We start from the raw sequence: 26,221 nt of genomic DNA, 5'->3' as shown, positions 1-26,221 counted from the left end.
AATGCGCAGCAGCCCCGGTCTGTCTTTTCGTGCACGCACGGGCGGCGTTGACGCGGCAGACCGTCGCCTCCTTGCTGACCAATCGACTGGCGGCGGACAGCGAATTGCATGTGTTTTGCGACGGCCCGCGTCCGGGCCAGGAACAGCGCGTGCGGGAGGTGCGGGCGTACGTGCGGTCGATCACCGGATTTGCCCGGGTCGTGCTGCACGAGCAGGAGGTCAATCTGGGGTTGTCGCGGTCCATCATCGGCGGTGTGTCCGAGATGCTGAAGACCCACGAGCGCGTGATCGTGCTGGAAGACGACCTGAAGCTCTCGCCCGGCTTCCTGGACTTCATGAACCAGTCGCTGCAGGCCTATGCGGCGAATCCGCAGGTGATGAGCGTGTCGGGGTATGCCTTCCCGATCCGGCACGACCGTTCACTGGCGCAGGACGCCGTGTTCGGCGTTCGGGCCTCGTCCTGGGGCTGGGCCACCTGGCGGGACCGCTGGCAGGCCATCGACTGGGAGGTCTCCGAGTACGCCCGCTTCCGCGGGAATCCGCTGCGCCGGCGCCAGTTCAACCGCGGGGGCAGTGACCTGTCCTGCATGCTGGACCGCCAGATGGCCGGCCAGATCGACTCATGGGCCATCCGGTTCTGTTTCCACCAGTTCCTCCATGGGCTGGTCGATGTCTTCCCGGTGCGCTCGCTGGTCGAGAACTTCGGCTTCGGTGCGGGTGCGGAGAACTGCAAGCAGGATGTGCGTGGCTGGACGTCCGAGATGATGGAGGCGCCGCCGACCCGGTTCCGCCTGCCGGCGGACGTCCGGACGGACCCCGGCGTGCTGCGGCAGTTCCGCAGCTTCAATAGCCTGCGCGCCCGGGCGATCCGGGTCGCGAAACGCCAGTGGCTGTCTCTGCGTGCGCGGTTCGGACCGTCTGCGTCAGCCGCCGCCGCGCCGAAAGCCGGTGGTCCGAGCCGGCTGGGTCCCCTGTCGCCGCGGTAAGCGGCGTGCCGCCTGCTGCGCGCTGCGCCAGAGCGGGCGCAGCGGTGGGCGTTGCGCCGTATCGGCATAGCGCCACTGGCTGAGCAACTCCAGCGGACGGCGAAGTTCGGTCAGATCGGCCGTGGTCGCGGTCATGGTCGCGAGATGCGCCAGCAGGCCGGTCGGTGCCAGATGGCCGGGCATCTCGTAGCCACGGCGCCGCAGGATCTGCAGCAGGCGCGCATGCCCCAGCAGCCAGGGGTCCCGCCGCTGCAGCCGTGTCCGCAGCGCCACCCAGGCAGCCCCGATGCCCACGACCGCGGCGAATGCGCCGGCCAGCCACTGGCCCAGCGCTCGGCTGTCGACACCGTCCCAGCCCAGCGCACGGAGCAGGTCCTGCTGGCGGTGGCTGGAGTAACCCAGCACCCACTGGTTCCACTGGTGCTCGGCCGCTCCCCAGAGGGCGCGTGCCTGTTCGAGCAGCTGGGGATCGAGCTGGAGCAGCGTCTGGCCGACCAGTCCGCGGGGGGCGGCCAGCCGCTCGCCACGCTCGATGCGCTCCGGCGCGACCGCGCCCGTCGGATCGAGGCGCACCCAGCCCCGGTGGCCTTGCCAGTATTCGACCCAGGCGTGCGCGTCACGCTGGCGCACCTCCAGCACGCCGTTGAGCGGATTCACCTGACCGCCCAGGTAGCCGGTGACGATGCGGGCCGGCACGCCCCAGCGGCGCAGCACCACGACGACCGCGCTGGCGTAGTGCTCGCAGAAGCCGGCGCGGCGGTCCAGCCAGAAGCTGTCCACGGGGTCTGGCCCGGACAGGCCGGGGGCGAGGGTGTAGACAAAGGGCTGCTGGCGGATGTGGTCCAGCAGCCACTGGGCGCGGCGGGCGCTGTCGGCGCGTGGCGGGCCGAGATTGGCGCCATGTTCGTCGGCCCAGGCGATGGTGCGCGGATGCTGTCCCTCTGGCACCGCCAGGTAGGGCCGCCAGCGCGGGTCGTCGGGCTGCACCGGCTGGTCCGGGGGCGTGGCGGGGTCGTGCACCGGGGTGTCGAGCACGGCGGTGGCCTGCACGCGCAGGCGCTCGGTCAGCGGGCGCTCGGGGGTCCACGCGCCTTCGGGGTCGCGCAGCCAGGAGCGGTCGGGTCCGGCGTCGGGCTGTGTCGGCGCGGTCCGGGCGTTTTCCAGCAACGGCAGCGTGCCCAGGCCCAGCGGCTCGACGGTCATCTCGTAGCGCACCTGCCGGGCCGGGGTGGCGGCCACGGCGGGATCGGTGCCCGCGGTGAACCGCCGTCGGCGCTGCCAGCCGCTGCCATCCGGCTCGCTCAGCACCGGGCCGCGGAAATACAGCTGCGAGGATGCAGGCGCCGGGCCGTCGAACTGCAGCCGCAGCGCGAGCGTGTCGTCCTGCGCCAGCTCGGCCACATCGCCCAGCGACAGGTGGTCGGACAGGCCGGTGCGGGCCGTGCCCGGCCCGGGCATCGACCACAGCGGCGCCACCCGCGGAAACAGCAGGAACAGCGCGACCACCAGCGGCAGGCCCGTCAGCAGCAGCCGGGCCGACAGGGCCAGGGCCTGCCGCAGTGGTGGCGGGGTCTGCAGGCGGTCCGGCAGGTGGGCGAGCACCAGCGCGGTCAGCAGCAGCCACACCGACAGGCCCATCGCGACGGCCATGACCAGCGACTGCGAGTGCAGGAAATTGGCCAGCACCAGGAAGAAGCCGAGGTAGAAGACGACGGTCGCGTCCCGGCGCGCGCGCAGCTCCAGCGTCTTCAGCGCCGACAGCACGACCAGCAGCGTCACGCCCGCCGACGGGCCGAGCAGCGACTGGTGGCTGATCAGCGTGCCCGCCGAGGCGCCGACCAGCGCGAGCAGCAGCAGGTGCCGCGAGGGCAAGGCCTGGCCGCTCCATGCCAGCCACGCCCGCCAGCCCAGTGCCGCATAGGCCAGCACTGCGCACCACAGCGGCACCTGCGTGCACTGCGGCAGCAGCGTCCAGGCCAGCGCCGCCAGCAGGAACAGCGTGTCGCGCGACTCGCGCGGCAGGGCGGGCCGGCTCACGGCGGGCTCCAGAGCGCGAGGGCGTCCAGACACTGGCGCCGGTGGAGCGGGCCGGTGCCTTCCGCGATCGACAGTGCGCCGAGGCTCAGCCGGTAGGGCTGCCCCAGCGCATCGGCCTGCAGCACCCAGGCGCACAGGCGGCGCAGGCGGGCTTCGGGGTCAAGGCTGGTCAGGCGGCTGCTGTCCAGATGCAGCGCGCGGGCCTGTCGCGCCGGGGGGATGTCGCGCACCAGCAGGCCGCCGCCCGCGGCCAGGCTGCGGGCCGAGCGGCGCCACAGCACCTGCGCTGGCAGGTCCTCGCGCCGCCAGGGCCGCACGCCGGTGTCCTCGCCCGGCTCGGGCTGGAGCGCGTGCGGGCGGAGCGGGGCGTCGGCCGGATCGGTGCTGCTGTCCTGGGGTATCGGCGGGGCATCGACCTCCGGCGCGGGCCAGGCCAGCGGCTGCTGGGCGATCCGCCACACGGCCCAGACCCGGAACAGTCCGAGCGGGAAGCGGCTGCTCAGTTCCAGGGCCGGGAGCGTCTGGAGACCGCGGTGCTCGAGCTTGCGGGGCAGGCGTTGCAGGGTGTCCGGGTCGGGGAGCCCGTCGATCGGCACCCCCGCCGGATCGTCCCGCCAGCGCATCACCAGCCCGTGGCGGCCGAGGCGTGTCGGGTGGCGCCAGCCGGTGGCGCTGGTCTCGTCCTGCACGGTGATCTCGATGTCGACCGCCTCGCCGACGAACCCTGCCTCGCCGACCCGCGCGCTCAGGCGCAGGCCGCTGAGCGTCGCGTGGGTGGCGTGCAAGGCCACCAGCGCGGCGCTGGCCAGGGTGAAGGTCAGCAGGTGACCGAGGTTGAGCTGGTAGTTGATCGAGCCCAGCAGCAGGCAGGCCAGCAGCACGCTGTACACCAGCCCGGAGGCGGTCGGCACGATGTAGAGCTTGCGGTGGTCGAGGTACAGCGTGTCGGTGCGGGGGTGGCGCCGGTCCCACCAGGCGCGCCAGCGCGGGCGCCATCCGGACGACAGGGGCGTGCTGCGCAAGGGACGGCGGGTCAGACGAGCCGGACCGATTCGAGCATCGCGCGCACCTGCGCGGCCCGACTGCGGCCTGCGCCGCTGCGCGGGTGCAGGCGGTGGGCCAGCACCGGCTCGGCCAGCGCCTGCAGGTCTTCCGGCGTGACATGGGTGCGGCGGGCGAGCAGGGCGCGTGCCCGCGCCGCCCGCAACCACGCGATCGCCGCCCGCGGCGAGAGGCCTTGCGTGAACCACTGGCCATTGCGCGTGGCGGCGATCAGCGCCTGCAGGTAGTCCAGCAGCGCGGGGGCGACATGGATGCGCTGCACGGCGTCCTGCGCCGCGAGCAACTCCTGCGCCGACATCACCGGCTGCAACTGCCGCACGGTCTCGCGCCGGTCGTGGCCTTCGAGCAGCGCCCGCTCGGCCGACGGGGACGGGTAGCCCAGCGTGAGGCACATCAGGAAGCGGTCGAGCTGGCTTTCGGGCAGGGCGTAGGTGCCGAGCTGTTCGGCCGGGTTCTGGGTGGCGATGACGAAGAAGGGGCTGGGCAGGGGCCGGGTCTCGCCGTCGAGGGTCACCTGGCGCTCTTCCATCGCCTCCAGCAACGCGCTCTGGGTGCGCGGGCCGGCGCGGTTGATCTCGTCGGCCAGCAGCACCTGCGTGAACACGGGGCCTTGATGAAAGACAAATCCCTCGCGTGCGCGCTCGTAGACACTGATCCCGACCAGATCACTGGGTGTCAGGTCGGCGGTGAACTGCACTCTGGAGAATTGCAGGCCGACCGAAGCAGCCAGGGTCTGAGCCAGGGTGGTCTTGCCGACACCGGGAACGTCCTCGATCAGCAGGTGGCCACCGGCGAGCAGGCAGGCCACGCTGTCGAGGATCTGTGCAGGCTTGCCGACCACCACCGATCCGATCTGCTCGACGAGGCGCTCCAGCGTCTCGGTCAAGGGCGTGGCCGGAGTCGGGGGTGTCAGGAGCGTGTGATGTGGGCGGTTCATCATCGGTGATACCTTACCCGAACCGAAACGAAGCTTGAGGGACAACACAGCGGGCGGCGGACGCCCGGTGTGCCAGACAACATGAGCACTGCCTTTTATTCCCATCCCGACTGCCGCGGCCACGACATGGGCCCCGGTCACCCGGAGTGCCCCCAGCGCCTCGACGCGATCGAGGACCACCTGCTCTCCACCGGGCTGGACATCGCGCTGCTGCGGCCCGAAGAGGTGCCGCTGGCGAAACACTCCGACCTGATGCAGGCGCACAGCGAGGGCTACCTGCTCGAACTCGACGAGTTCATGCAGCAGGCGATCCTGACCGGCGAGCACCGCGCGCTCGACCCCGACACCACCGTCGGCCCCGGCACCCGCCAGGCGATGCTGCGGGCGGCGGGCGCGGCGGTCGCCGCCACGGACGCGGTGATCGACGGCACCTACCGCAACGCCTTCTGCGCCATCCGCCCGCCCGGCCACCACGCCACGCGCTCGGAGGCGATGGGCTTCTGCTTCTACAACAACGTCTGCATCGCGGCGCGCCATGCGCTGAACGTGCGTGGCCTGCAGCGGGTGGCGATCATCGACTTCGACGTCCACCATGGCAACGGCACCGAGGACATCATCGCCGGCGACGAGCGGGTGCTGATGTGCAGCTTCTTCCAGGACCAGCTCTACCCCTACAGCGGCGGCGTGCCGATGGGCGACAACATGGTCAACGTGCCCGTGCCGGCCTACAGCCGCGGCATGGAGGTGCGCGAGCTGATCGATATGTACTGGATCCCGCGGCTGGAGGAGTTCAAGCCCGAGATGATCTTCATCTCCGCCGGTTTCGACGCCCACCGCGAGGACGATCTGGGGCAGCTCGGACTGGTCGAGGCCGACTACGCCTGGATCACGCAGCGCCTGGTCGACATCGGCGACCGCTACAGCCAGGGCCGCATCGTCTCGTGTCTGGAAGGTGGTTACGTGCTGAGTGCGCTGGCGCGCAGCGTCGCGGCCCACCTGCGGGTGCTGGCCGACGTCTGACGCCTCGCGAGCTGGTCAGCGCGAGGCGGTCTGCGTGCGCTCGTCCGTCGGTTCGGTGGCGTAGTCGACCTCGATGCGCAGCTGCGAGCGCACCGGGCGCCCGTCCAGCTCGCCCGGCGCGAAGGCGCTGCGCAGGAAGGTCTGCCGGGCGGCGTCTTCCAGCGCGGCCGGCAGCCCGCTGTCCTCCGCCTCGTCGATGCGCACCCGCTGCACCACGCCGCGGTCGTCGATGTACAGGGTCAGCACCGCGCGGAAGTGCCCGGATGGCGCCAGTTCCGGATAGAACAGGTCAATCGATTGCTGCGGTGCAGGCCCGCGGGTGAGCAGCCGGCTCGGCAGGTAGTCCGCGTCCGGATCACCCGCCTGCGCGAGCGGACCGGCGCCAGTCGGCGGAAGTTGATCCAGGTCCGGCGGAAGCGGTGCCGGAGGTTGCGACTGCGGCTGCGGTTGCCGGGCGACTGGCCGCTTCGTCGCGGCAGGCGCGGCGATCCGGCGTGTCGTGTCCGGAACAACGGCTGCGGTGCTGGTCGAACGGTGCGGCGTTTCGAGCCGGACCAGCATGCCCGGGCGCGCTGGCTGGCCAAGCGTTCCGCCAGCGTGCCCGGCCACCGAGGCCGGACCGGACAGCAGCACGCCGACGTGCAGCAGCAAGGAACCCGCCACACAACCCGCCAGCAGCACGCGCCGTCCGGCCATGTCAGTTCAGCTCTCGCCAGGCCGCGCGGCGCAGGGTGTTGGAGCGGTTGTTGATGCCGGCCCCGGCCGCCTTCAGCTGCGTGCTCTGGTCGCGCTTGGTGAAGAAGGCGCTGACCCGCCCGGTGCTGTCCATCACGCGACCGACGCCGACGATGAGCGAGTTCGAGACTTCGACATCGCGTACGTCGCCCGAAGGCAGCAGGAACTGGTACAGGTAGGAGCTGCCCCCGTTGCCGCAGGGGTCACCGTTCGGCACGGTCGATGCGAAGGCGATCAGGCCCGAGGCCAGCGGAATGCCGTCCAGCGAGACCCGCTCGCCGCTGGACTGGTTCAGGTCGACATACCAGCCGTTCTGGGCGTTCCAGTCGACGGACTGGGCCTGGTCGAGCAGGCGCTGGCTGTTCAGTTCCTGTCGCACCAGCTTGGCCTTGGGGTCGCGCAGCGGACCCAGGCTGGTGGCGCCCAGCGTGTCGCGGATCGAGTAGATCGTCTGCAGACCTGTCGAGGTCAGGTCGGCGTTGTTGAGCAGCTGTCCGGTGCCGAAGGAGACGACGGTGATGGGGACGTTGTCGTTCACCAGCTCGGTCAGCACCGGCTTGCCGGTGATGGGCTGCGGCACCAGATTCGGCCCCAGCGCCTGTCCGAGCAGCGTGGCTTCGGCGCCGGACGGCGCCACCCGGTCGTCGTGGTCGAAGCGCCACAGGTTGCCGAGCATGTCGCCGGCATAGAAGCGCAGCGCCGTGTTGTCGGCGTCGCTGGGCACCCAGGCGTTGAGGCGGCCGAGGTTGCTGGGGGTGGTGGTGTCTCCGGCTGCGGTGACGATCTCGCCCGCACTGGTGCGCAGCTTGCCGGTCAGGGCGTCCACCAGGTAGAGGCGTCCGCGGCCGTCGCCGACATTGTTGATGCCCGAGGTGAATGCGACCAGCCAGGTGCCCTTGGCGTCCTTGGTGATCACCGGGTTGCCGAAGGTCAGGCCGAGGTTGGCGTCCGAAAATTCCCAGAGCAGCGCGGGCGAAGCGGGGTTCGTGATGTCGAGTGCGTAGTAGTAGCGGCCACCGGCGCCCATGCCGCCCACGAGGATGGTGTGCCACTGGCCGTTGGCGTAGACATCGCCGATCGTCGGGGTGGCGTCGAGCAGGTTGGTGTGGGCAGCGTCGTAGGCCACGTCGGCGAGCCGGCGCAGGTGGGGCAGCACGCCGCGTGGCACGAAGGCCCACAGCTCCTCGCCGCCGGCAAGGTCGGTCTCGTTCTCGCCGACCTGGAAGGCGTGCAGCAGGCCATCGTTGGCGGGGGCATAGACCATCTTGGTGCGGTTGGCGTGGTCGGTGATGAACTGGCTGTAGCCGGCATCGCCGTACTTGAACGGCGGCTTGGCAACATAGACCGGGGCCGCATTGACAAAGTCCCCCAGGCGGGAATAACGGTTGCGGAACACCTGGTTGTCCGGGGCCACCGCACCCAGCTGGAACTGCATGTCACCGCGCAGGAAGTTGACCAGGTTCTCGCCGGTGGCCTTGTCACGCGCAGCTGGCGAGAGGCGATTGCACTGGGACAGCGGCCGCGGGCCGGTGCACAGCTCGTCGAAGTCCGAGTTGTATTGCAGGGTTACCAGATTGGCGTAGGTGAAGTCGAGCAGCGCGCCGGCACCGTTGCCGAACAGGATGCGCCGCGGACGGTCGGTCAGGTTGCGTTCGTCCAGCCGGGTCTTTGCACTCCAGACGGCCTGGCCCTTGCTGGTGTCCGGGGCGATCAGACCGGCGGTGACCGCGTCGGTGGTGAACTGGAAGGCGCGCAGGTCGCCGTACCAGTTGGGCGAGTTGCTGTAGCTCGGCAGGAAGACCCAGTTGTCGCCGGTGACGGGCGTGAGCGAGCTGGCCGATGCGGCTGCGCTGGAGCCGGTGTCCTTGCTGATCTCGTTGAGCGTGGTGCCGATGGCGTCGGACAGGGTCTGCGGGTCGGTGGCCGAGAAGTACTGGCCGCGGCCGTTGACGGCGGCGTGCCACAGGTCGTCGATGTGGGTGGCGTTGGTGGTGTTGGGCGTGGCGCTGACCGTGCCGATCGGAACCGGCCATTCCTTGCCGTTGCGCCCCGCCTGGATGTCGGCGTAGTCACCCGTGGTCAGCGAGAGGTAGTTGCGGTCGTAGGACAGGGTGCCGCGCACGCCCAGGCCAACGGTGAAGGTGTTGAGGTGCTGGTGGGTTGCGGTGTCGCGCTTGGTGACCGGCACGTTGTTGGGGAAGTCGCTGCGCAGGTCGGTGGCCCAGAAGTACTGGGCTACGTCGGCCAGTGAATCGCTGTCACCACCGCCTGCTGCGCCTGTACTGTCCTTCATCGGACGTGCTTCCGCCCCGTCTTGCTGCCCCACGCGGCTGCCGTCAACCTTGAGTGGCCCGTAGCTGGCAGTCTCCAAACCAGCATAGCCGCTTAGTCCACTATTCCAATAGCCATCAGTGGACAGCAGCGCGTAGTTGCGCTGGCAGGAGTACTGCATGGGATCCATGCGCTGGCCGGCGATCTTGTTGGCGAAGTAACGGCCGGTCTTGGACAGGGCGCCTCGCAGCGGCGTGAACCCCTCGGCGGTCTGTGCGGTGTAGAGCAGGTCGTAGAAGTCGCTGCGCTGGGCCGGGGTGAAGTCCTTGACGTCGAGGAAGCTATTGCTGGTGACGCTGCTGTCGCTGATGACGGTGAAGCCGACGCGGAAGCCTTCCCCGATGTGGCGGAAGGCTTCGCCGGTGGCGGTGCGCATCAGCAGGCGCCGCGTCCGGTAGTAGGCGTACCAGTTGGCGTATTGCTGCCGCAGCACCGCGTCCGAGGCGGTGGTGACGGTGACCCGCAGGAACTGGTCCGACGCCTCGCTGCGGCTGAGCGTGCAGTCCTTGTAGAAGGGCGTGTTCTGGTCGATGCTGCCATTGGGCAGATAGGTCCAGGACAGCGGGACCAGCTTCTTGTCGTTCTTGTAGGTGTAGTAGATGCTGCCGTCGAGCGAGGTCGATCCGGCGGACGGATTGAAGCCGTCCTCCGGCGCCGCAGTGAAGCTGGCGTCGGGAAAGGAGGTGCCGTCGGCCCGCACTGGCGGACGGTAGGGCAGCACGGGGTTGAAGGCCAGGCCATTGCAGTGGGCCGAGCGGTAGCCGTAGTTCTCGCCGATCACGCCGTCGCCGTCGTACACGCCCGCCTCGTCCGGCATGTAGGAATAGCCCATCGAGCCGGAATCGTCCAGGATGAACATGATGTTCGGCTTGACCTGGGACAGCGAGGCATTCAGCGGGACGTTGGAGACATCGACGAGCGCCGCGTGGGCGCCGCCGCCGATCATCCCGCAGGCCAGCGCCGCGGCGAGGGCCAGCCGGGCGGGAGGTTGGTGGCACAGGGTCATGGGTCTGGGTCTCATGGCGTTTCGGCTCGGTGCCTCAGAAGTGCACCAGCGTTTCGGTGGTGCTGACCGTGTTGCGCGCGCCCTGGGCACGCACGACGATGCGGTAGTACTCGGCCATCGTGGTGGAGCCGATGCGCACCGGGTTCTGGCTGTTGATCTCGCCGCGCTCGCCGGTGACTTGGCTGCTGGCGTTCAGCGGCCGCGGGCACTGGTTGGTGCCGACGGTCGAGTTGCCGTCCTCGGAGCACAGCCGCACGATCAGGAAGCGCGCCGTGATCTGGTTGGCCAGCGATTTCTCTTGGGCGGGCAGGCAGTCGACGGGCGTCGGGCCGCGCTGCGAGCGGCAGCTGTCGTTGTTCCAGTCGATGGCGACCCGGGTCGCGGAGGTGCTGGTCGACGTGGGGTCCAGTCCGGGAACGAGTTTGGCCCAGTAGCCCTGGTCGCGCTGGGTGATGTTCAGCCCGTCCGGATTGGCCTTCTGCTGTGTTTCGAGCCACCGGATGGCGAGCCGGGTGGCCTCGTCCGTGGCCAGCAGCGTGTCCTGCTTGAAGCTCAGGTTGCCGAGGATGGTGGTGCCGGTGTCGACCGAGCGGATCATCGCCACGGCCGCCAGCGACAGCGCCACCACCGTGATCATGGCAAACAGCAGCGAGGCGCCGCGCTGCCGGCCGCGGGGCAGGGTGATCGGAGTGACATTCATCGCGGGGTGGTCCATGGGCGGCTCACGCGGGCTGCCAGAGCAGGTTGCGCAGGGGAATCACGGTCTCGAAGACCTTGTAGCGGTAGTTGCGCCAGTCGTCGCCCGCACCGGGCGGGGACTTCTCGACGTGGAGCGACTCGGCCGTGGTGCCGTCCGGATACCAGATTGGCAGGCTGGACGTGACCCAGTCCGTGGCCGCCTGGTTGGGTCGCCGCTCGTTCTGCGTGCTGCGGGCAACCACGGCCACCCGCACGGCCACGACGCGCTGCCAGCCTTTGGCGGTGGTCGGCGACACGGGGGTCCAGACGTCGGCCACCTGGTCGGCGGGCACGCTGGTATCGATGCCGTAGACGGCCTGCAACTGCACGATCTGCGGATACAGGTCGTCGGCGACGCGCTGGCCGGTGCTGCTGTCGAAAGAGACCTGCCGCAGGTGATAGGGCGCCTGCGGCGCTGGCGTGTCGCACTGCGCATCGGCCAGCCCGGTGAGGCAGTAGCGCCGGCTGACCAGCGTGCCGAGGTCGAGCAGCAGGCTGCCGGCCGGATACGAGATGTCGGTGCTGTTGAGCCCCGGAAACACGGTGGTGCCGAGGTCCTGGTTCCACGGGCCGTTGGCGCCGGCGTCGTGAAAGATCTGGGCGCTGCCAACCACCGGCTCGGCGCTCACATTGAACAGGCTGCAATAGCGGGACGGGTCGGTCTGGTCCGGGGTCGGCACGGGCACGGCCAGCATCAGGTCGCCCTTGTGGTGTCCCAGGTCGGTGTTGGCACTGACGACGAAGACATTGCTTTCCTTGGTGTGGGCGCCCGCGACCCGGGTCGGGAGCGCGAAGTCCGTGTGGTTGCTCATCAGCACGTCGAGGCTGTCGGGCGCACCGTCCGCGCCATCGGTGATGACCACCGGCGCCAGCGTGCGCTCGAACTTCCCGACCACGCCGGCACGCTGGCCGACGATGCGGCAGCCGGTGGCGCCGCCTTCGGTCAGGCCGTAACCGCTGGCCTGCACGTCGCGCTGCAGGGTCTGCAGGGCCAGCGCGCCATTGACCTGGGCATCGGAGCCGGCGGTGATGGTGCGCTTGCGGCCTTCATAGACGGTGGTGACCTGCGCGATCACGAGGACGGCGAGCAGGCCGATGACCATGCCGATCATCAGCTCGATCAGCGTGACGCCGCGCTGGGCGGCCGGGGAGACAGGGGACGCGGTCATGGCGCTCGGGTCAGGGCAGGGCGGGATTCGGGTTGATCGCGGTCGTGGTCTCGAACTGGTGCTGGTCGTCGCTCGGCGCCTTCCAGGTCACCTTGACCGTGACTTGACCGGGCTCGGTCTTCGACACCAGCGCCTGGCCGACACCGGTCGGCAGGCGTTCGCTCACCCGTTCGCGCCAGCGCTGGCAGGGCGGGTGGCCGGCGCAGGCACCAGCGTCGTAGAGCGCCAGGTTGCGGCTGTCGGTCCACATCAGACCGACGAGGTCGCTGGCGAGGTAGGCGGCATCGGCGCGGTACTTGGCGCTGCTGCTGGCACGGGTCATCGACGCCTGCAGGCCGACCAGACCGAGCACGGCCAGTGCGAAGATGAGCAGCGCGATGAGCGCTTCCAGCAGGACGAAGCCGTTCGGCTTCGGGGCCGGGAGCTGGGGGCGGGGGGAGCGGCGGGGGGTCACGCGGGCCTCCTCAGTTCACCAGGCAGCGCCGGGTGTCGAGCGGATCGGTGGCGGCCGGATCGCAGGTGCGCACGGCGCCGCCGGTGTTCAGCACCACGTGCAGCGTCCGGGTGGTGCTGCTGCCGGGGTGGGAGATCACGATGCAGCGGATCGGGGCGGGATCGGCCTGCGCGCGGCCGAAGCCGTTGAACACGACCTGGGCATGGGTGGCGGCGCTCCTGCAGTTCGCGTCGCGCACCTCCACCTGGACGCCGGCCGAGCCGTCGCCGCGGGCGTGGCGCTCCACCAGCCGGGTGCCGGTCGTGGTGCCCAGTGGTTGGCCGCACTGGCCGGCCGGGCTGTCCAGACTCACGACCCACGAGGCCGAGCTGGCGGACAGGGCGCAGGAATCGTCCAGCGTGCCCGGCTGCGCGACATTGGAGACCAGGGAGAACATGACCGGTTCATTGCGCTGCACCGCGAGCGCTCGGGCGCGGCTCAGGCCGCTGCTGATCGACTCGGCGGCGTTGCGGATCTCGATGTCCAGCATCCAGTCACGCACCATCGGCGTGACGGCCAGCAGCAGCGCAGCCAGCACCGCCAGCGTCACCATCAGCTCGATCAGCGTGAAGCCGCCCGGGCTGCGAGGGGGCGCCATCGTCACCACCATGCTCAGCACTCCGACCCGCGCTTGAGCCAGCAGGCCTTGCTGACCACGTCGCCCTTGAACTTGACCGTGCCCTGCTGGCCGGCCTCGTTGAGGGTGTAGTCGTGGCCTTTGGTGTGCGGGCTGGTGCCGGTGGCGGTGAGCGTGTAGGCCTGGTTGCCGTTGGTGCCGCTGAGCTTGCAGGCGTAGCTGAACTTGGCCCCGTTGACCGGCACATCCGAGAAGCTGATCTTGCCTTCCGAGCAGGTGTTGGTGCCGTACTGGCGGTTGTCCTGGTAGTACTGCTCCATGGCCACGCGCTGGCTGGCCAGGGTGCTGAAGGCTTCCGGCAGTTCGCCGCGGCGGAGGTAGTCGCTGTACGCCGGCAGGGCGATGGCGGCCAGGATGCCGATGATGGCGATGGTCACCATCACCTCGATGAGTGTGAAGCCGCGCGAACGCGCAGCGCGCCGACCGGTGGCGGGGACAGGAGCAGAAGCGAAGGCGGGCAGGGCCATGTCGGCAGGCGACCGGGGAATCGCGCAAAAATGAAAGAGTGAGGGGATGCTAGGCGCCCCGTGCGTTCCCGTCACGCGGGCGGGCTGCCGTTGGTCGGACCCAGCCGGCCGTTCGTCGGCTGGATTGCCGCGGCATCGCTGTACCGCAGCCACACGCTTGCGGCGACAATAGAAGATTGGCAACAGACAACCTACCAAGAACTCCATGGCCCAGTACGTTTTCACGATGAACCGCGTCGGCAAGATCGTGCCGCCGAAGCGGCAGATCCTCAAGGGCATCTCGCTGTCCTTCTTCCCCGGTGCCAAGATCGGCGTGCTCGGCCTCAATGGCTCGGGCAAGTCGACGCTGCTGAAGATCATGGCCGGCATCGACAAGGACATCGAAGGCGAAGCCACCCCGATGCCGGGTCTGAAGATCGGGTATCTGCCGCAGGAGCCGCAGCTCAACCCGGACCAGACCGTGCGCGAGGCGGTCGAGGAAGGCATTGGCGGCGTGATCGCGGCCAAGAAGCGCCTGGACGAGGTCTACACCGCCTACGCCGACGAGAACGCCGATTTCGACGCGCTGGCGGCCGAGCAGGCCGAGCTGGAGTCGATCATCGCCGCGGCTGGCAGCGAGAACACCGACCTGCAGCTGGAAATCGCCGCCGACGCACTGCGCCTGTCGCCGTGGGACGCCGTGATCGGCAACCTGTCCGGTGGTGAAAAGCGCCGCGTGGCCCTGTGTCGCCTGCTGCTGTCCAAGCCGGACATGCTGCTGCTGGACGAGCCCACCAACCACTTGGACGCCGAGTCGGTCGAGTGGCTGGAGCACTTCCTGCAGCGCTTCACCGGCACCGTGGTGGCCATCACCCACGACCGCTACTTCCTCGACAACGCGGCCGAGTGGATCCTGGAACTCGACCGTGGCCAGGGCTTCCCGTACAAGGGCAACTACTCCGACTGGCTGGAAGGCAAGGGCAAGCGCCTGGAGCAGGAGCAGAAGACCGAAGACGCCCGCGCCCGCGCGATGAAGGTCGAGCTGGAGTGGGTGCGCAAGAACGCCAAGGGCCGCCAGGCCAAGAGCAAGGCGCGTCTGGCCCGTTTCGAGGAACTGAGCGACGTCGACTACCAGAAGCGCAACGAGACCAACGAGATCTTCATCCCGGTGGCCGAGCGCCTGGGCAATGAAGTGATCGAGTTCGACGGCGTCACCAAGAGCTTCGGCGACCGCGTGCTGATCGACAACCTGAGCTTCAAGGTGCCGGCGGGCGCCATCGTCGGCATCATCGGCCCGAACGGTGCCGGCAAGTCGACGCTGTTCCGCCTGATCCAGGGGGTCGAGAAGCCGGACAACGGCGACGTCAAGATCGGCAAGACCGCGCGCCTGGCCTTCGTGGACCAGAGCCGCCAGAGCCTGGACGACACCAAGACGGTGTGGCAGGACGTCTCCGGTGGTCTGGACAACATCGTGGTGGGCAAGTTCGTGATGCCCAGCCGCGCCTACATCGGCCGCTTCAACTTCAAGGGCAACGACCAGCAGAAGCTTGTTGGCAGCCTGTCGGGCGGTGAACGTGGCCGCCTGCACCTGGCCAAGACGCTGGCACAGGGCGGCAATGTGCTGATGCTGGACGAACCGTCGAACGACCTGGACGTCGAAACCCTGCGCGCGCTGGAAGAGGCGCTGCTGGAGTTTGCCGGCTCGGCCATGGTGATCTCCCACGACCGCTGGTTCCTGGACCGCATCTGCACGCACATCCTGGCGGCTGAGGGCGATTCGCAGTGGGTTTTCTTCGACGGCAACTACCAGGAATACGAGGCCGACAAGAAGCGTCGCCTGGGCGAAGAGGGCGCGCGTCCGAAGCGCTTCCGCTACAAGGCCCTCAAGTGATGCGGCTGCGTACTGGTGTTAAATTGATTCGTAACTTGACCTGCAACGCCTCCGGAGCACGCGCATGAAACAGATCACCGCCATCATCAAGCCCTTCAAGCTCGAAGAGGTCCGCGAGGCCCTGGCCGAAGTGGGCGTCACGGGCCTGACCGTCACCGAGGTCAAGGGTTTCGGTCGCCAGAAGGGCCACACGGAGCTGTACCGCGGTGCCGAGTACGTGGTCGACTTCCTGCCGAAGGTGAAGATCGAAGTGGTCGTGAAGACGGTGGACGTCGACCGCTGCCTGGAGGCCATCGTCAAGGCGGCCAAGACCGGCAAGATCGGTGACGGCAAGATCTTCGTGACCCCGGTGGAGCAGGTCATCCGCATCCGCACCGGCGAGACCGACGAAGCGGCGGTCTGAGCCCCTCGCTCAGACCATGAACCGGTGCCACAGGGCTGCGGCCCAGATGGCACCGGTCACCGCCAGGGCAAGGAAGACCGCGGCGCTGCCGAAGTCCTTCGCCCGCTTGGCGAGTTCATGCAGTTCGAAGGAAATGCGGTCGACGGTGGCCTCGACCGCCGAATTCAGCAACTCGACGATGAGCACCATCACCACACTGCCACCCAGCAGCGCCGTCTCGACCCAGGTCTGGCCCAGCCAGAAGGCCAGCGGGATCAGGACGAGGGCGAGCCAGGTTTCCTGGCGGAACGCGCTTTCACCGCGGTAAGCGCTGGTGAGGCCTTCGAGCGAGTAGCCCGCGGCGTGGCGGATGCGGTCTAGGCCGGTGCGGCCCTTGTGGGGATTGGACATGGTGGCGCGAATTGTGCCAGCGCCGCCCAGTCGTGTGCGTCGATCAGCGGCGGCGTGGCGCGGGGCGCCAGGTGACGAGCCGCGTCTGGCAGAGGCGGTCGTGCAGGAACTGCCGATCGGGCAGCAGGCGCGTCAGGGCAGCGTAGACGACCACGCCGGCCAGCAGGGCCAGTGTGTAGTCGCGGGAGCTGTGGAGATTCAGGGCTGCTGCAACCCCCAGGGCTGGCAGGAACCACAACCAGCTGAGCGCGTAGCGGGCGAGTGCCTTCGGCCACCCCAGCGGGCGCCCGTCCAGCCGGACGACCCGGACATGCCAGGTCTTCATCGCGACGGTCTGGCCGCTGTGGACCCAGAACCAGGCGAAATACAGCCCCAGCATCGCGAACAGGAAGCCTTGCAGTTCCATGCGCCCCTGGAGGGCGTGGCGCTGGTTGGTGATGGTCGAAAACAGCAGGCCGGACACCATCAGCACACCGAACAGGACCACCCCTTCATAGAGCATGGCTGCGAGCCGCCGACGCAATCCCGGTGTGGGCAGCGTGGCTGGATCGGCATCTTCAGGGGTGTAGGGCAGGGCGGTCCGGGAAGCCATCAATCAATCAGTCGGTCATGCAGGGGTCAGGGAACATCGGGTCGCGCGGCAGGCGTTGCGCCCGCACCTTGCGGACCGCGTTGGGGCAGGAGGGTGTCGTTCTGGACGAACTCCGGCGTAGCTGCAATCTTGGGCATGCCGCTCTGCTGGTGGCGCGGCGGGGTGGGCGGCTTGTTGATGGGTCTGGTGCTGGCGCCGACGCCCGCCTGGACCGTGCCGGGGGCGACCGACAGTGGTTTCACCGTCTGGGGAGTGGCCACAATGTTCGATTTGGACTGGGTGTCGCCGGAGGCCAGGGACTTGCGCGCGGCAGCCGGGGACTGCACTGCAGACGCGGCGAGAGGTCGGCTACCGGCCTGGGTGAGCAGGGCCTGGCGCGCGTCGGCGGGCAGGCTCTGGTAGGCCTCCCAGCGGGTCTGCCGCTCCGTGGCCGGCAATTTGCGCAGTTCTTCGAAATTGATGCGCGCCGCATTGCGTTGCGCCGGGCTCATCGTGGCCCATTCGACCATGCGTTCGTGCAGCCGATCCTGCTGCACGGCCGGGAGGCTGGCGTAGCGGTTCGCGACATCACGCCACTTCTGCTTGCGCAGGCTGTCGATCCCGTTCCACTGGCTCTGCAGCGGCTGAAGTGCCTGTCGTTCTCCAGCACTGAGTTCCGCCCACGTCGGCCCAGATGCCCCGACAGGCTGGCCCTGGGCGCCGACCTGCATCGAGAACGCCAGCGCCAGGGTGGCCAGCATCAGGCCCGAGACGGACCGCGCCCGCACCGATTGAAAGACCATGCTTTTCAACTCCCTGCCGATGCGAGCAGGCCGGGGCTTGCTTCTTCCGGCGTCACGATCGACACCGGTGCTTCGGGCGGACGGCGCAGGAACTCCCCAAATCCCTCGTCGAGATAGGCTGCCGGGGGCAGGTCGTCGCCGAGCAGTTCCGTGTCCATCTGTGCTGCACGCGCGATCTGCTCGCGGGACTCCCATTCGCCCATGCCGGTCAGACCGAGTGCCAGCACCAGTGTGGGCACGAGCCATCCCAGGCGGCTCCACCAGACCGACTCGCCCGGCCCGCCCATGCGTCCGAGCGTGGCCGTGCCAGTGTGCGCGTCAATGCCGACGATCGACATGCCCGAGGCCGCTTCGGTCTGCGGGCGTTTGGCCGCGACCGCCTGGTGGCGGGCCTGTGCCAGTGCCTGCATGCGTGCCACCCGCAATCGCTCGCTGATGTCGTGCGGCAGCGATTGCGCGCCGCCTTCGAGGCGGGCGGTCAGGCGCAACGCGAAGCGTGCCTCCAGGGCATCTGCTTCTGCGGGCAGTATGGTTCGTGCAGTCGACACGGTGTTCACAGTGAAATTCCCTTGGCTTTGAGCGCTTTGGCCAATGCATGCACTGCGCGGGAACAGTGCGTCTTGACACTACCTTCCGAGCAGCCCATGGCCGCGGCTGTCTCGGCAACATCCATTTCCTCCCAATAACGCATAAGGAAGGCTTCACGTTGACGAGCTGGCAGCGTCGAGACCGCTTCTTCGATGTGTTGCAAGGTCTGTACCCGTGCGAAGGCACTGTCGGCGCTTTCTGTATCGCCTGCGGTGGTTTCGGTGGCCAGATGTTCGAGCAGATCGAAGTCTGCGTCGCCATCGTGCCCTTCGAAATCGGAGAAATTCTTCAGGACGGCATTGCGCACCTTCTGGTGGCGAAACCAGTCCATCGTCGCGTTCGACAGGATGCGCTGGAACAGCATCGGCCACTCGTTCGTAGGCCGGTCTCCATACCGCTGCGCCAGGCGAATCATCGAGTCCTGGACGATGTCGAGCGCCGCATCCTCGTCGCGCACCATGTAGACGGTGCGCTTGAAGGCGCGTTTTTCGACACTTTGCAGGAAGTCGGACAGTTCTTGATCTGCGGCCAAGGAAGTTGCGCCGGAGGGTGCGGCGTGCAGCGTGAGCGGAGAGAGTCGAGGGCGGTGAGGACAGCGGCTGCAATTATGGCACCCACCGCCTTTGCATCGCGGTGCAGCATGGCCGTGCACAAGAGTGCGATAATCCCGCCTTCGCACGACGCGTGCAATGGTCTGCGCCGATCGCCCGACCCGGGAGATCGCGTGATCGACCCCCCGGCACCGATCCCACCCCACGAGGGCGCGGGGAGGCGCACCGATCGATTTTCGTCAGAGAAAACCCGAAAGGTTCATCCAAATGGACATGTCTGCTGCTGAACAAAAGCGTGCCGCCTCGTCGGCACCCGCCCCGCGCGACAACGCGCCCGCTGCCGAGATCAACGGTTCGGAAATCCTGGTCCGCAGTCTGCAGGCCGAAAACGTCGAATTCATCTGGGGCTATCCCGGTGGTTCGGTGCTCTACATCTACGACGCGCTCTACAAGCAAGAGACGATCCAGCACGTTCTGGTGCGCCACGAGCAGGCAGCCGTGCACGCGGCTGATGGCTATGCCCGCGCAACGGGCAATGTCGGTGTCGCGCTGGTCACGTCCGGCCCCGGTGTCACCAATGCGGTGACCGGCATCGCCACGGCCTACATGGACTCGATCCCGATGGTCGTGATCACCGGCCAGGTGCCCACGCCCGCGATCGGCCTCGACGCCTTCCAGGAGTGCGATACCGTCGGCATCACGCGCCCGATCGTCAAGCACAACTTCCTGGTCAAGGACGTGCGCGATCTGGCCGTGACGATCAAGAAGGCCTTCCACATCGCCCGCACCGGCCGCCCTGGCCCCGTGGTCGTGGACATCCCGAAGGACGTGTCGCTGAAGATGGCCACGTTCCAGTACCCGGAAACGGTCGAGATGCGCTCGTACAACCCGGTGCGCAAGGGCCACGGCGGCCAGATCCGCAAGGCCGTCGCGCTGCTGCTGTCGGCCAAGCGCCCCTACATCTACACCGGCGGCGGCGTGATCCTGGGCAACGCCTCGGCGGAGCTGCGCGAGCTGGTCGACCTGCTGGGCTACCCGGTCACGAACACGCTGATGGGCCTGGGCGCGACACCGTCCACCGATCCGCGTTTCCTTGGGATGCTGGGCATGCACGGCACCTACGAAGCCAACATGACGATGCAGAACTGCGACGTCCTGCTGGCGGTGGGCGCGCGCTTCGATGACCGCGTGATCGGCAACCCGAAGCACTTCGCCTCGGTCGAGCGCAAGATCATCCACATCGACATCGACCCGTCGTCGATCTCCAAGCGCGTCAAGGTCGACATCCCCATCGTGGGCGACGTCAAGGACGTGCTGCAGGAGCTGATCACCCAGATCCGCGAGCACCAGCAGCGCGCCGAGCCGGCCGCGATGAACGCCTGGTGGGCGCAGATCAACGAGTGGCGTGGTCGCGAGTGCCTGAAGTACAAGAACTCCGACGAGGTCATCAAGCCGCAGTACGTGGTCGAGACCCTGTGGAACCTGACCCGCGGCCGTGACACCTACATCACGTCCGACGTCGGCCAGCACCAGATGTGGGCGGCGCAGTACTTCGGCTTCGACGAGCCGCGCCGCTGGATCAACTCCGGTGGTCTGGGCACGATGGGCGTCGGCCTGCCCTACGCGATGGGCATCAAGCTGGCCAAGCCCGAGTCGGATGTGTTCTGCATCACCGGCGAAGGCTCGATCCAGATGTGCATCCAGGAGCTGTCCACCTGCCAGCAGTACGGCACGGCGGTGAAGGTCGTCTCCCTGAACAACCGCTATCTGGGCATGGTGCGCCAGTGGCAGGAACTGGACTACCAGGGCCGCTACTCGCACAGCTACATGGACGCGCTGCCGGACTTCGTGAAGCTCGCCGAGGCCTATGGCCACGTCGGCATCAAGATCGAGAAGCCCTCCGAGGTCGAACCGGCCTTGAAGGAAATGATCCGTCTGAAGGACCGCACCGTGTTCCTCGACGTGCGCACCGACCGGACCGAAAACGTCTGGCCGATGGTCAAGGCCGGCATGGGCATCTCCGAGATGCTGCTGGGCTCCGAGGACCTGTGACGCACAGGGGCGTCAGCCCCTTCCCATCCGACTGATTGTGGACAGGCCCATGGGGTGCGCCGGCGGTTACCGCTGCCGGTGCGCGGCCCATGGCCAGGAGACCGACATGAAACACATCATTGCCCTTTTGCTGGAGAACGAAGCCGGCGCGCTGTCGCGTGTCGTCGGCCTGTTCTCGGCCCGTGGCTACAACATCGAGAGCCTGACGGTCGCACCGACCGAGGACGCCTCGCTGTCGCGCATGACCATCGTCACCAGTGGCTCCGACGAGGTCATCGAGCAGATCACCAAGCACCTGAACCGCCTGATCGAGGTGGTGAAGGTCGTGGACCTGACCGAAGGCAGCTTCAGTGCCCGTGAGCTGATGCTCATCAAGGTGCGCGCCGTCGGCAAGGAACGCGAGGAGATGATGCGGCTGGCCGACATCTTCCGCGGCCGCATCATCGACGTGACCGACAAGAGCTACACCATCGAGCTGACGGGCGACTCCGACAAGCTCGATGCATTCATCCAGGCGGTGGACCGCACCGCCATCCTAGAAACCGTGCGCACCGGTACCAGCGGGATCGGGCGCGGTGAGCGCATCCTGCGTGTTTGATCGATCCCCGCTACAGACTCAGAAAACGGAACTCCCCATGAAGGTTTACTACGACAAGGATGCCGACCTGTCCCTCATCAAGGGCAAGAACGTCACCATCATCGGCTACGGCTCGCAAGGCCATGCCCACGCCCAGAACCTGAACGACTCGGGCGTCAAGGTCACCGTCGGCCTGCGCAAGGGTGGCGCTTCGTGGTCCAAGGCCGAGAAGGCCGGCCTGAAGGTTGCCGAGATCGCCGACGCCGTGCGTGATGCCGACGTCGTCATGATCCTGCTGCCCGATGAGCAGATCGCTTCGGTCTACAACGCCGAAGTCGGCCCGAACATGAAGGAAGGCGCTTCGCTGGCCTTCGCCCACGGCTTCAATGTCCACTACGGCCAGGTCGTGCCGCGCAGCGACATCGACGTGTGGATGGTCGCCCCGAAGGCCCCGGGCCACACCGTGCGCGGCACCTACGTGCAAGGTGGCGGCGTGCCGCACCTGATCGCCGTCTACGCCGACAAGACCGGCAAGGCGCGTGATCTGGCCCTGTCCTACGCCACCGCCAACGGCGGCGGCAAGGCCGGCATCATCGAGACCAACTTCCGCGAAGAGACCGAGACCGACCTGTTCGGCGAGCAGGCTGTTCTGTGCGGCGGTGCGGTCGAGCTGATCAAGGCGGGCTTCGAGACGCTGGTGGAAGCCGGCTACGCGCCCGAAATGGCGTACTTCGAGTGCCTGCACGAGCTGAAGCTGATCGTGGACCTGATCTACGAAGGCGGCATCGCGAACATGAACTACTCGATCTCGAACAACGCCGAGTACGGCGAGTACGTGACGGGCCCGAAGATCGTGACCGCGGCGACCAAGGACGCGATGCGCCAGTGCCTGAAGGACATCCAGACCGGCGAATACGCCAAGTCCTTCATCCTGGAGAACAAGGCCGGCGCCCCGACGCTGATCAGCCGCCGTCGCCTGACCGAAGAGCACCAGATCGAAGTCGTCGGCGAAAAGCTGCGCGCGATGATGCCCTGGATCAAGGCGAACAAGCTGGTCGACAAGACCCGCAACTGAGGCCCGCAACGGATGGCTTGAACGGGCATCCGCCATCGCGAGTTGAAAGTTCAAACGGCGCTTCGGCGCCGTTTTTCATGGCGTGTGCGGCATAGTAGGCAAAATGATGGAATTATTGGCTTAACAAGCTCTTCACCTCAAGGAGTTCATGCATGGCACAGGCTGTTCCGGTTCCGCACAGGGAAGAGTTCTATGGTTCGGACGATGTGGTCCGCCGGTACGCGCGGCAGTCGCTGCTGCAACTGCCCGAGCAGGCGATCTTCGAGCGCATCGGGCCCTCGCTGGCCGACAGCGAGTTGCTGGACCTGGGGGTCGGGGGAGGGCGGACCACGATCGCACTGGCGCAGCGCTGCCGGCGCTATCTCGGGGCCGATGTGGCGGCTCCGATGGTGGCGGCCTGCCGGGAGCGGTTCAGCGAGCTGTTGAAGAACCCGGAGATCCGGTTCGAAGTGGCAGACGCCCGGCGCATGCCCTTCGCGGCCGCCTCGTTCGACATCGTGCTGTTCAGCTTCAACGGCATCGATCTGGTGGGCGCCGATGCACGTGCCACGGCGCTGGCCGAATGCCGCCGTGTCCTGCGCCCGGGCGGGCACCTGGTCTATTCCTCGCACAACCTGAACTGGATGGACAGCCGCCGGGGCATCCGCTGGAAGGGCCTGCGCGACTTTGTCAAAACCCAGCGCTTCTGGTCGCAGATGCGGCGCATCAACCGCAGCGAATGGCCGATCGCGGAGCGTGCCTGGATCGAACTGCTCGACCCGCTGGCCGGCGGAAGCAACTACTACATCCGTCCGCAGGAACTGGTTCGGCAGACGCTGGAGCAGGGTTTCGAGGAGTTGCAGCTCTACGATCTGCGCGGCCAGCGGATCGACGATCCGCAGCAGCGCGCGCGATTGATGGACCCATGGGTGTACGTGCACGCCCGTGCTTCGCGATAATCCATCCCATGAACGATCACACATCGAACGACCGTCCCGATCCCCTTGACGAGTTGGATGGTCCGGCACCGAGCCGCCCGCGCCGCAAGGGCATCTACATCCTGCCCAACCTGTTCACGCTGGCGGGCCTGTTCGGTGGCTTCTACGCCGTCGTGATGGCCATGAACGGGCGCTTCGACCAGGCGGCGATCGGTGTGTTCTGCGCGATGGTGCTCGACAGTCTCGACGGCCGCGTCGCGCGCATGACCAACACCCAGAGTGCCTTTGGCGAGCAGATGGACAGCCTGGCCGACATGGTGTCCTTTGGCGCGGCACCGGCACTCATCGTCTACGAATGGGCGCTGCGCGGCCTGGGCAAGCTGGGCTGGCTGGCGGCGTTTGTCTATTGCGCGGGAGCAGCGCTGCGGCTGGCCCGCTTCAACACCAACATCGGCGTGGTCGACAAGCGCTTCTTCCAGGGCCTGCCCAGTCCGGCGGCAGCGGCGCTGGTCACCGGCCTGATCTGGGTGATGGACGACCTCGGCTACAAGGGCGTGCGCGACATTCCCTGGCTGACCTGGCTGGCCTTCGCGCTGACGCTGTACGCCGGGCTGACGATGGTCACCAACGTGCCGTTCTACAGCTTCAAGGACGTCAACTTCAAGCGCACGGTGCCCTTCATCGTCATCGTGGCGATTGCGCTCGGCATCGCCGTCATCACCTACCACCCGCCGCTGGTGCTGTTCGGCGTGTTCATCGTCTACGGCATTTCGGGCTACGTGGTCTATGCGGTCAAGAAGTCGCGGGGCCGACCGGTGAGCGTGATCGCGACCTCCACCGACGAGCCCGACGAAGAAGGTCTGCACCGCTGAAATGCGGTTCCTGCGTGCTATAGTGAATCGATGATCTGCGTTGTCCGCTTCTTCTCGCTGCGACTACTAGGAGTGCCCCGGGCGCGCTGATCAGTCACATCTGTACCCTTTGTGGATCAACGGCCCGCCTCAGCGCAACGCAGCGGGCCGTTTGTATTTGTGGTGCGGCGTTGCAGGATCCTCGTCTCCAACCTGACCGTCCCACCCCATGAGCATGTTGAGCAACCCCGCCGAGAAATACCGCCCGTTCGCCCCGGTGCGCCTGACCGACCGCACCTGGCCCGATGCCGTGCTGACGCAGGCGCCGATCTGGTGCAGCGTCGACCTGCGCGATGGCAACCAGGCGCTGATCGAACCGATGGACAGCGAGCGCAAGCTGCGCATGTTCGAACTGCTGGTGCGCGTCGGCTTCAAGGAGATCGAGGTCGGTTTCCCGTCCGCCTCGCAGACGGACTTCGATTTTGTGCGCCGGCTGATCGAGCAGCGCCGCATCCCCGACGACGTCACCATCCAGGTGCTGACCCAGGCCCGCGAGCACCTGATCGAGCGCACCTTCGAGGCGGTGGCCGGTGCGCCGCGCGTGGTGGTGCATGTCTACAACGCCACGGCGCCGGTGATGCGCCGTGTGGTGCTGGGGCTGGACGAGGACGGCATCGTCGATCTCGCCGTGACCCACGCGCGGATGATCCGCGACCGCGCCGCACAGCGCCCCGAGACGCACTGGACCTTCGAGTACTCGCCCGAGATGTTCTCCGGCACCGAGCTGGCGTTCTCCTGCCGCGTGGTCGATGCCGTCACCGCCGTCTGGCAGCCGACGCCCGCGCACAAGTGCATCATCAACCTGCCGTCGACGGTGGAGCACTCGACGCCGAACATCTTCGCCGACATGGTCGAGTGGATGCACCGCCACCTCGCCCGGCGTGAGGCGATCGTGCTGTCGGTCCACCCGCACAATGACCGTGGTACTGGCACTGCCGCCGGCGAGCTGGCGCTGATGGCCGGCGCGGACCGCATCGAGGGCTGTCTCTTTGGCAATGGCGAGCGCACCGGCAACGTTGATCTGGTCAACATCGCGCTCAATCTCTACACCCAGGGCGTGGCGCCGGGGCTGGAATTCTCGGACATCGACGCCATCCGCCGCACCGTCGAGCACTGCAACCAGTTGCCCGTGCATCCGCGCCATCCCTATGTGGGCGAGCTGGTCTACACCTCGTTCTCCGGCTCGCACCAGGACGCGATCAAGAAGGCCTTCGCGGCGCGGCGTCCGGACGAACTCTGGGACATGCCCTACTTGCCGATCGACCCCAAGGACCTGGGCCGCAGCTACGAGGCGGTGATCCGCGTCAACAGCCAGTCGGGCAAAGGCGGCATCGCGTATCTGCTGGAGGCCGAGTACGGGCTGGAGTTGCCCCGGCGGCTGCAGATCGAGTTCAGCCAGGCGGTGCAGGCGGTGACCGACGGCGAAGGGCGCGAGGTGAGCGCTGCCGATCTGTGGGCGATCTTCTCGCGCGAGTACGGGCTGGAGCAGCGTCCGGCCGACCTGCGCAGCCTGCAGCAGCAGGACAGTGCGCCGGATGGCTCGGTGCGTGTCAGCGCCGACTGGCACGGCCCGAACGGCTGGCAGGCATTGAGCGGGCAGGGCAACGGGCCGCTCGATGCCTTTGTCGCGGCGCTCGGTGCGGCTACCGGGCAGGCGGTCGAGGTGCTCGACTACCACGAACATGCGATCGGTGCCGGCGCGGGCGCGCGTGCGGCGGCCTTTGTCGAGGTGCGTGTCGGCCATGGCCCGGCCTGTTTCGGTGTGGGCATCGATGCCAACATCGTGACGGCCTCGATCCATGCCGTGCTGTCGGGTTGGGCCCGGGCCAGCCAGCGCCACCAGACCGCGACCCGGTTGGGGACGGCCGAAGAAACGATCTCCTGAATCCCGAATC

At 67.8% G+C, this 26,221-nt stretch carries 25 protein-coding genes; 10 read left to right on the top strand and 15 right to left on the bottom strand.

The annotated features are described in order from the left end of the window. Positions 1–71: 71 nt before the first annotated feature. Entirely contained in the window at positions 72–986 is a 915-nt protein-coding gene (locus tag AABN02_RS01360; protein WP_338413123.1) for a hypothetical protein, read from the top strand. Here the strand turns inward: AABN02_RS01360 and AABN02_RS01355 are convergent. Genes AABN02_RS01355 through AABN02_RS01345 form a run of 3 tightly spaced genes read right to left on the bottom strand, consistent with a single transcriptional unit; the run spans position 924 to position 5,022 of the window. After that, the gene (locus tag AABN02_RS01355; RefSeq protein WP_338413122.1) at positions 924–3,023 is read right to left on the bottom strand and encodes a transglutaminaseTgpA domain-containing protein; all 2,100 of its coding nucleotides are present in this window, start codon (positions 3,021–3,023) and stop codon (positions 924–926) included. The genes AABN02_RS01360 and AABN02_RS01355 overlap by 63 nt on opposite strands. Then, complete coding sequence (locus tag AABN02_RS01350; protein WP_338413121.1) at positions 3,020–4,045, bottom strand: DUF58 domain-containing protein; 1,026 nt, start codon at positions 4,043–4,045, stop codon at positions 3,020–3,022. Before AABN02_RS01350 ends, AABN02_RS01355 begins: the two co-directional genes overlap by 4 nt. Positions 4,046–4,056: 11 nt before the next feature. Continuing rightward, complete coding sequence (locus AABN02_RS01345; protein ID WP_338413120.1) at positions 4,057–5,022, bottom strand: AAA family ATPase; 966 nt, start codon at positions 5,020–5,022, stop codon at positions 4,057–4,059. Positions 5,023–5,103: 81 nt separating this feature from the next. Here AABN02_RS01345 and AABN02_RS01340 point away from each other — a divergent pair, with 81 nt between their 5' ends. Then, entirely contained in the window at positions 5,104–6,042 is a 939-nt protein-coding gene (locus tag AABN02_RS01340; RefSeq protein ID WP_338413119.1) for a histone deacetylase family protein, read from the top strand. A gap of 15 nt (positions 6,043–6,057) precedes the next feature. Here the strand turns inward: AABN02_RS01340 and AABN02_RS01335 are convergent, their stop codons facing one another. Genes AABN02_RS01335 through AABN02_RS01305 form a run of 7 tightly spaced genes read right to left on the bottom strand, consistent with a single transcriptional unit; the run spans position 6,058 to position 13,618 of the window. Beyond that, a complete protein-coding gene (locus AABN02_RS01335; protein ID WP_338413118.1) occupies positions 6,058–6,738 on the bottom strand; it encodes a hypothetical protein in 681 nt (226 codons plus the stop codon). A 1-nt stretch (position 6,739) separates the two neighbouring features. Next, positions 6,740–10,114 carry a PilC/PilY family type IV pilus protein gene (locus AABN02_RS01330; RefSeq protein ID WP_338413117.1) on the bottom strand — a complete coding sequence of 1,125 codons (3,375 nt, stop codon included), beginning with the start codon at positions 10,112–10,114 and terminating at the stop codon, positions 6,740–6,742. Positions 10,115–10,148: 34 nt separating this feature from the next. Beyond that, positions 10,149–10,814, bottom strand: coding sequence for a hypothetical protein (locus tag AABN02_RS01325; protein WP_338413116.1), 666 nt, complete (start codon positions 10,812–10,814; stop codon positions 10,149–10,151). 22 nt (positions 10,815–10,836) lie between these two features. Then, positions 10,837–12,021 (bottom strand): PilW family protein, encoded by a 1,185-nt coding sequence (locus AABN02_RS01320; RefSeq protein ID WP_338413115.1) that lies wholly within the window; start codon positions 12,019–12,021, stop codon positions 10,837–10,839. Positions 12,022–12,031: 10 nt separating this feature from the next. Next, the gene (locus AABN02_RS01315; protein ID WP_338413114.1) at positions 12,032–12,475 is read right to left on the bottom strand and encodes a pilus assembly protein PilV; all 444 of its coding nucleotides are present in this window, start codon (positions 12,473–12,475) and stop codon (positions 12,032–12,034) included. A gap of 10 nt (positions 12,476–12,485) precedes the next feature. Beyond that, a complete protein-coding gene (locus AABN02_RS01310; RefSeq protein ID WP_338413113.1) occupies positions 12,486–13,112 on the bottom strand; it encodes a GspH/FimT family pseudopilin in 627 nt (208 codons plus the stop codon). 14 nt (positions 13,113–13,126) lie between these two features. Continuing rightward, positions 13,127–13,618: a type IV pilin protein gene (locus AABN02_RS01305; protein ID WP_338413112.1), complete on the bottom strand. Its 492-nt coding sequence runs from the start codon at positions 13,616–13,618 to the stop codon at positions 13,127–13,129. A gap of 205 nt (positions 13,619–13,823) precedes the next feature. Here AABN02_RS01305 and ettA point away from each other — a divergent pair, with 205 nt between their 5' ends. Both ettA and AABN02_RS01295 read left to right on the top strand, forming a co-directional pair. After that, a complete protein-coding gene (ettA, locus tag AABN02_RS01300) occupies positions 13,824–15,488 on the top strand; it encodes an energy-dependent translational throttle protein EttA (RefSeq protein ID WP_338413111.1) in 1,665 nt (554 codons plus the stop codon). A 64-nt stretch (positions 15,489–15,552) separates the two neighbouring features. Beyond that, positions 15,553–15,891 (top strand): P-II family nitrogen regulator, encoded by a 339-nt coding sequence (locus tag AABN02_RS01295; RefSeq protein ID WP_179635022.1) that lies wholly within the window; start codon positions 15,553–15,555, stop codon positions 15,889–15,891. A gap of 9 nt (positions 15,892–15,900) precedes the next feature. Here the strand turns inward: AABN02_RS01295 and AABN02_RS01290 are convergent, their stop codons facing one another. The 5 genes from AABN02_RS01290 to AABN02_RS01270 are packed head-to-tail and all read right to left on the bottom strand — an operon-like array spanning position 15,901 to position 18,775. Further along, positions 15,901–16,281, bottom strand: a complete 381-nt coding sequence (locus AABN02_RS01290) for a diacylglycerol kinase (protein ID WP_338413110.1) — start codon at positions 16,279–16,281, stop codon at positions 15,901–15,903. Between the two features lie 43 nt (positions 16,282–16,324). Continuing rightward, the gene (locus tag AABN02_RS01285; protein ID WP_338413109.1) at positions 16,325–16,873 is read right to left on the bottom strand and encodes an RDD family protein; all 549 of its coding nucleotides are present in this window, start codon (positions 16,871–16,873) and stop codon (positions 16,325–16,327) included. 26 nt (positions 16,874–16,899) lie between these two features. Continuing rightward, the gene (locus AABN02_RS01280; RefSeq protein WP_338413108.1) at positions 16,900–17,655 is read right to left on the bottom strand and encodes a DUF3106 domain-containing protein; all 756 of its coding nucleotides are present in this window, start codon (positions 17,653–17,655) and stop codon (positions 16,900–16,902) included. Positions 17,656–17,660: 5 nt separating this feature from the next. Then, positions 17,661–18,203, bottom strand: coding sequence for a DUF3619 family protein (locus AABN02_RS01275; protein WP_338413107.1), 543 nt, complete (start codon positions 18,201–18,203; stop codon positions 17,661–17,663). 5 nt (positions 18,204–18,208) lie between these two features. Continuing rightward, on the bottom strand, positions 18,209–18,775 hold the full coding sequence (locus AABN02_RS01270) for an RNA polymerase sigma factor (RefSeq protein ID WP_338413106.1): 567 nt from the start codon (positions 18,773–18,775) through the stop codon (positions 18,209–18,211). 286 nt (positions 18,776–19,061) lie between these two features. Between AABN02_RS01270 and AABN02_RS01265 the strand changes: the two genes are divergently transcribed. The 6 genes from AABN02_RS01265 (at position 19,062) to leuA (ending at position 26,211) form a co-directional block, all read left to right on the top strand. Further along, complete coding sequence (locus AABN02_RS01265) at positions 19,062–20,846, top strand: acetolactate synthase 3 catalytic subunit (RefSeq protein ID WP_338413105.1); 1,785 nt, start codon at positions 19,062–19,064, stop codon at positions 20,844–20,846. 106 nt (positions 20,847–20,952) lie between these two features. Further along, positions 20,953–21,444 (top strand): acetolactate synthase small subunit, encoded by a 492-nt coding sequence (gene ilvN, locus AABN02_RS01260; protein ID WP_338413104.1) that lies wholly within the window; start codon positions 20,953–20,955, stop codon positions 21,442–21,444. A 37-nt stretch (positions 21,445–21,481) separates the two neighbouring features. Next, positions 21,482–22,498 (top strand): ketol-acid reductoisomerase, encoded by a 1,017-nt coding sequence (ilvC, locus tag AABN02_RS01255; RefSeq protein WP_338413103.1) that lies wholly within the window; start codon positions 21,482–21,484, stop codon positions 22,496–22,498. 152 nt (positions 22,499–22,650) lie between these two features. Next, complete coding sequence (locus AABN02_RS01250; protein WP_338413102.1) at positions 22,651–23,436, top strand: class I SAM-dependent methyltransferase; 786 nt, start codon at positions 22,651–22,653, stop codon at positions 23,434–23,436. Positions 23,437–23,444: 8 nt separating this feature from the next. After that, the gene (pssA, locus tag AABN02_RS01245; RefSeq protein WP_338413101.1) at positions 23,445–24,287 is read left to right on the top strand and encodes a CDP-diacylglycerol--serine O-phosphatidyltransferase; all 843 of its coding nucleotides are present in this window, start codon (positions 23,445–23,447) and stop codon (positions 24,285–24,287) included. 214 nt (positions 24,288–24,501) lie between these two features. After that, on the top strand, positions 24,502–26,211 hold the full coding sequence (gene leuA / locus AABN02_RS01240; protein ID WP_338413216.1) for a 2-isopropylmalate synthase: 1,710 nt from the start codon (positions 24,502–24,504) through the stop codon (positions 26,209–26,211). The last annotated feature ends 10 nt before the right edge of the window (positions 26,212–26,221 follow it).

The sequence above is a fragment of the uncultured Sphaerotilus sp. genome, assembly GCF_963924895.1.
Classification (GTDB): Bacteria; Pseudomonadota; Gammaproteobacteria; order Burkholderiales; family Burkholderiaceae_C; genus Sphaerotilus.
Note: the sequence above shows the minus strand (reverse complement) of the source record. Positions and strands in the feature narration are given on the sequence as shown.

What these genes read in the sequence shown, in the direction of transcription:
- AABN02_RS01285 (WP_338413109.1), bottom strand. Translation starts at nt 16,873, where the DNA reads ATGGCTTCCCGGACCGCCCTGCCCTACACCCCTGAAGATGCCGATCCA.
- AABN02_RS01280 (WP_338413108.1), bottom strand. Translation starts at nt 17,655, where the DNA reads ATGGTCTTTCAATCGGTGCGGGCGCGGTCCGTCTCGGGCCTGATGCTG.
- ettA (WP_338413111.1), top strand. Translation starts at nt 13,824, where the DNA reads ATGGCCCAGTACGTTTTCACGATGAACCGCGTCGGCAAGATCGTGCCG.
- AABN02_RS01340 (WP_338413119.1), top strand. Translation starts at nt 5,104, where the DNA reads ATGAGCACTGCCTTTTATTCCCATCCCGACTGCCGCGGCCACGACATG.
- AABN02_RS01295 (WP_179635022.1), top strand. Translation starts at nt 15,553, where the DNA reads ATGAAACAGATCACCGCCATCATCAAGCCCTTCAAGCTCGAAGAGGTC.
- AABN02_RS01320 (WP_338413115.1), bottom strand. Translation starts at nt 12,021, where the DNA reads ATGACCGCGTCCCCTGTCTCCCCGGCCGCCCAGCGCGGCGTCACGCTG.
- AABN02_RS01325 (WP_338413116.1), bottom strand. Translation starts at nt 10,814, where the DNA reads ATGAATGTCACTCCGATCACCCTGCCCCGCGGCCGGCAGCGCGGCGCC.
- AABN02_RS01305 (WP_338413112.1), bottom strand. Translation starts at nt 13,618, where the DNA reads ATGGCCCTGCCCGCCTTCGCTTCTGCTCCTGTCCCCGCCACCGGTCGG.
- AABN02_RS01345 (WP_338413120.1), bottom strand. Translation starts at nt 5,022, where the DNA reads ATGAACCGCCCACATCACACGCTCCTGACACCCCCGACTCCGGCCACG.
- leuA (WP_338413216.1), top strand. Translation starts at nt 24,502, where the DNA reads ATGTTGAGCAACCCCGCCGAGAAATACCGCCCGTTCGCCCCGGTGCGC.
- AABN02_RS01265 (WP_338413105.1), top strand. Translation starts at nt 19,062, where the DNA reads ATGGACATGTCTGCTGCTGAACAAAAGCGTGCCGCCTCGTCGGCACCC.
- ilvC (WP_338413103.1), top strand. Translation starts at nt 21,482, where the DNA reads ATGAAGGTTTACTACGACAAGGATGCCGACCTGTCCCTCATCAAGGGC.
- pssA (WP_338413101.1), top strand. Translation starts at nt 23,445, where the DNA reads ATGAACGATCACACATCGAACGACCGTCCCGATCCCCTTGACGAGTTG.
- AABN02_RS01330 (WP_338413117.1), bottom strand. Translation starts at nt 10,114, where the DNA reads ATGACCCTGTGCCACCAACCTCCCGCCCGGCTGGCCCTCGCCGCGGCG.
- AABN02_RS01290 (WP_338413110.1), bottom strand. Translation starts at nt 16,281, where the DNA reads ATGTCCAATCCCCACAAGGGCCGCACCGGCCTAGACCGCATCCGCCAC.
- AABN02_RS01250 (WP_338413102.1), top strand. Translation starts at nt 22,651, where the DNA reads ATGGCACAGGCTGTTCCGGTTCCGCACAGGGAAGAGTTCTATGGTTCG.
- AABN02_RS01335 (WP_338413118.1), bottom strand. Translation starts at nt 6,738, where the DNA reads ATGGCCGGACGGCGCGTGCTGCTGGCGGGTTGTGTGGCGGGTTCCTTG.
- AABN02_RS01310 (WP_338413113.1), bottom strand. Translation starts at nt 13,112, where the DNA reads ATGGCGCCCCCTCGCAGCCCGGGCGGCTTCACGCTGATCGAGCTGATG.
- ilvN (WP_338413104.1), top strand. Translation starts at nt 20,953, where the DNA reads ATGAAACACATCATTGCCCTTTTGCTGGAGAACGAAGCCGGCGCGCTG.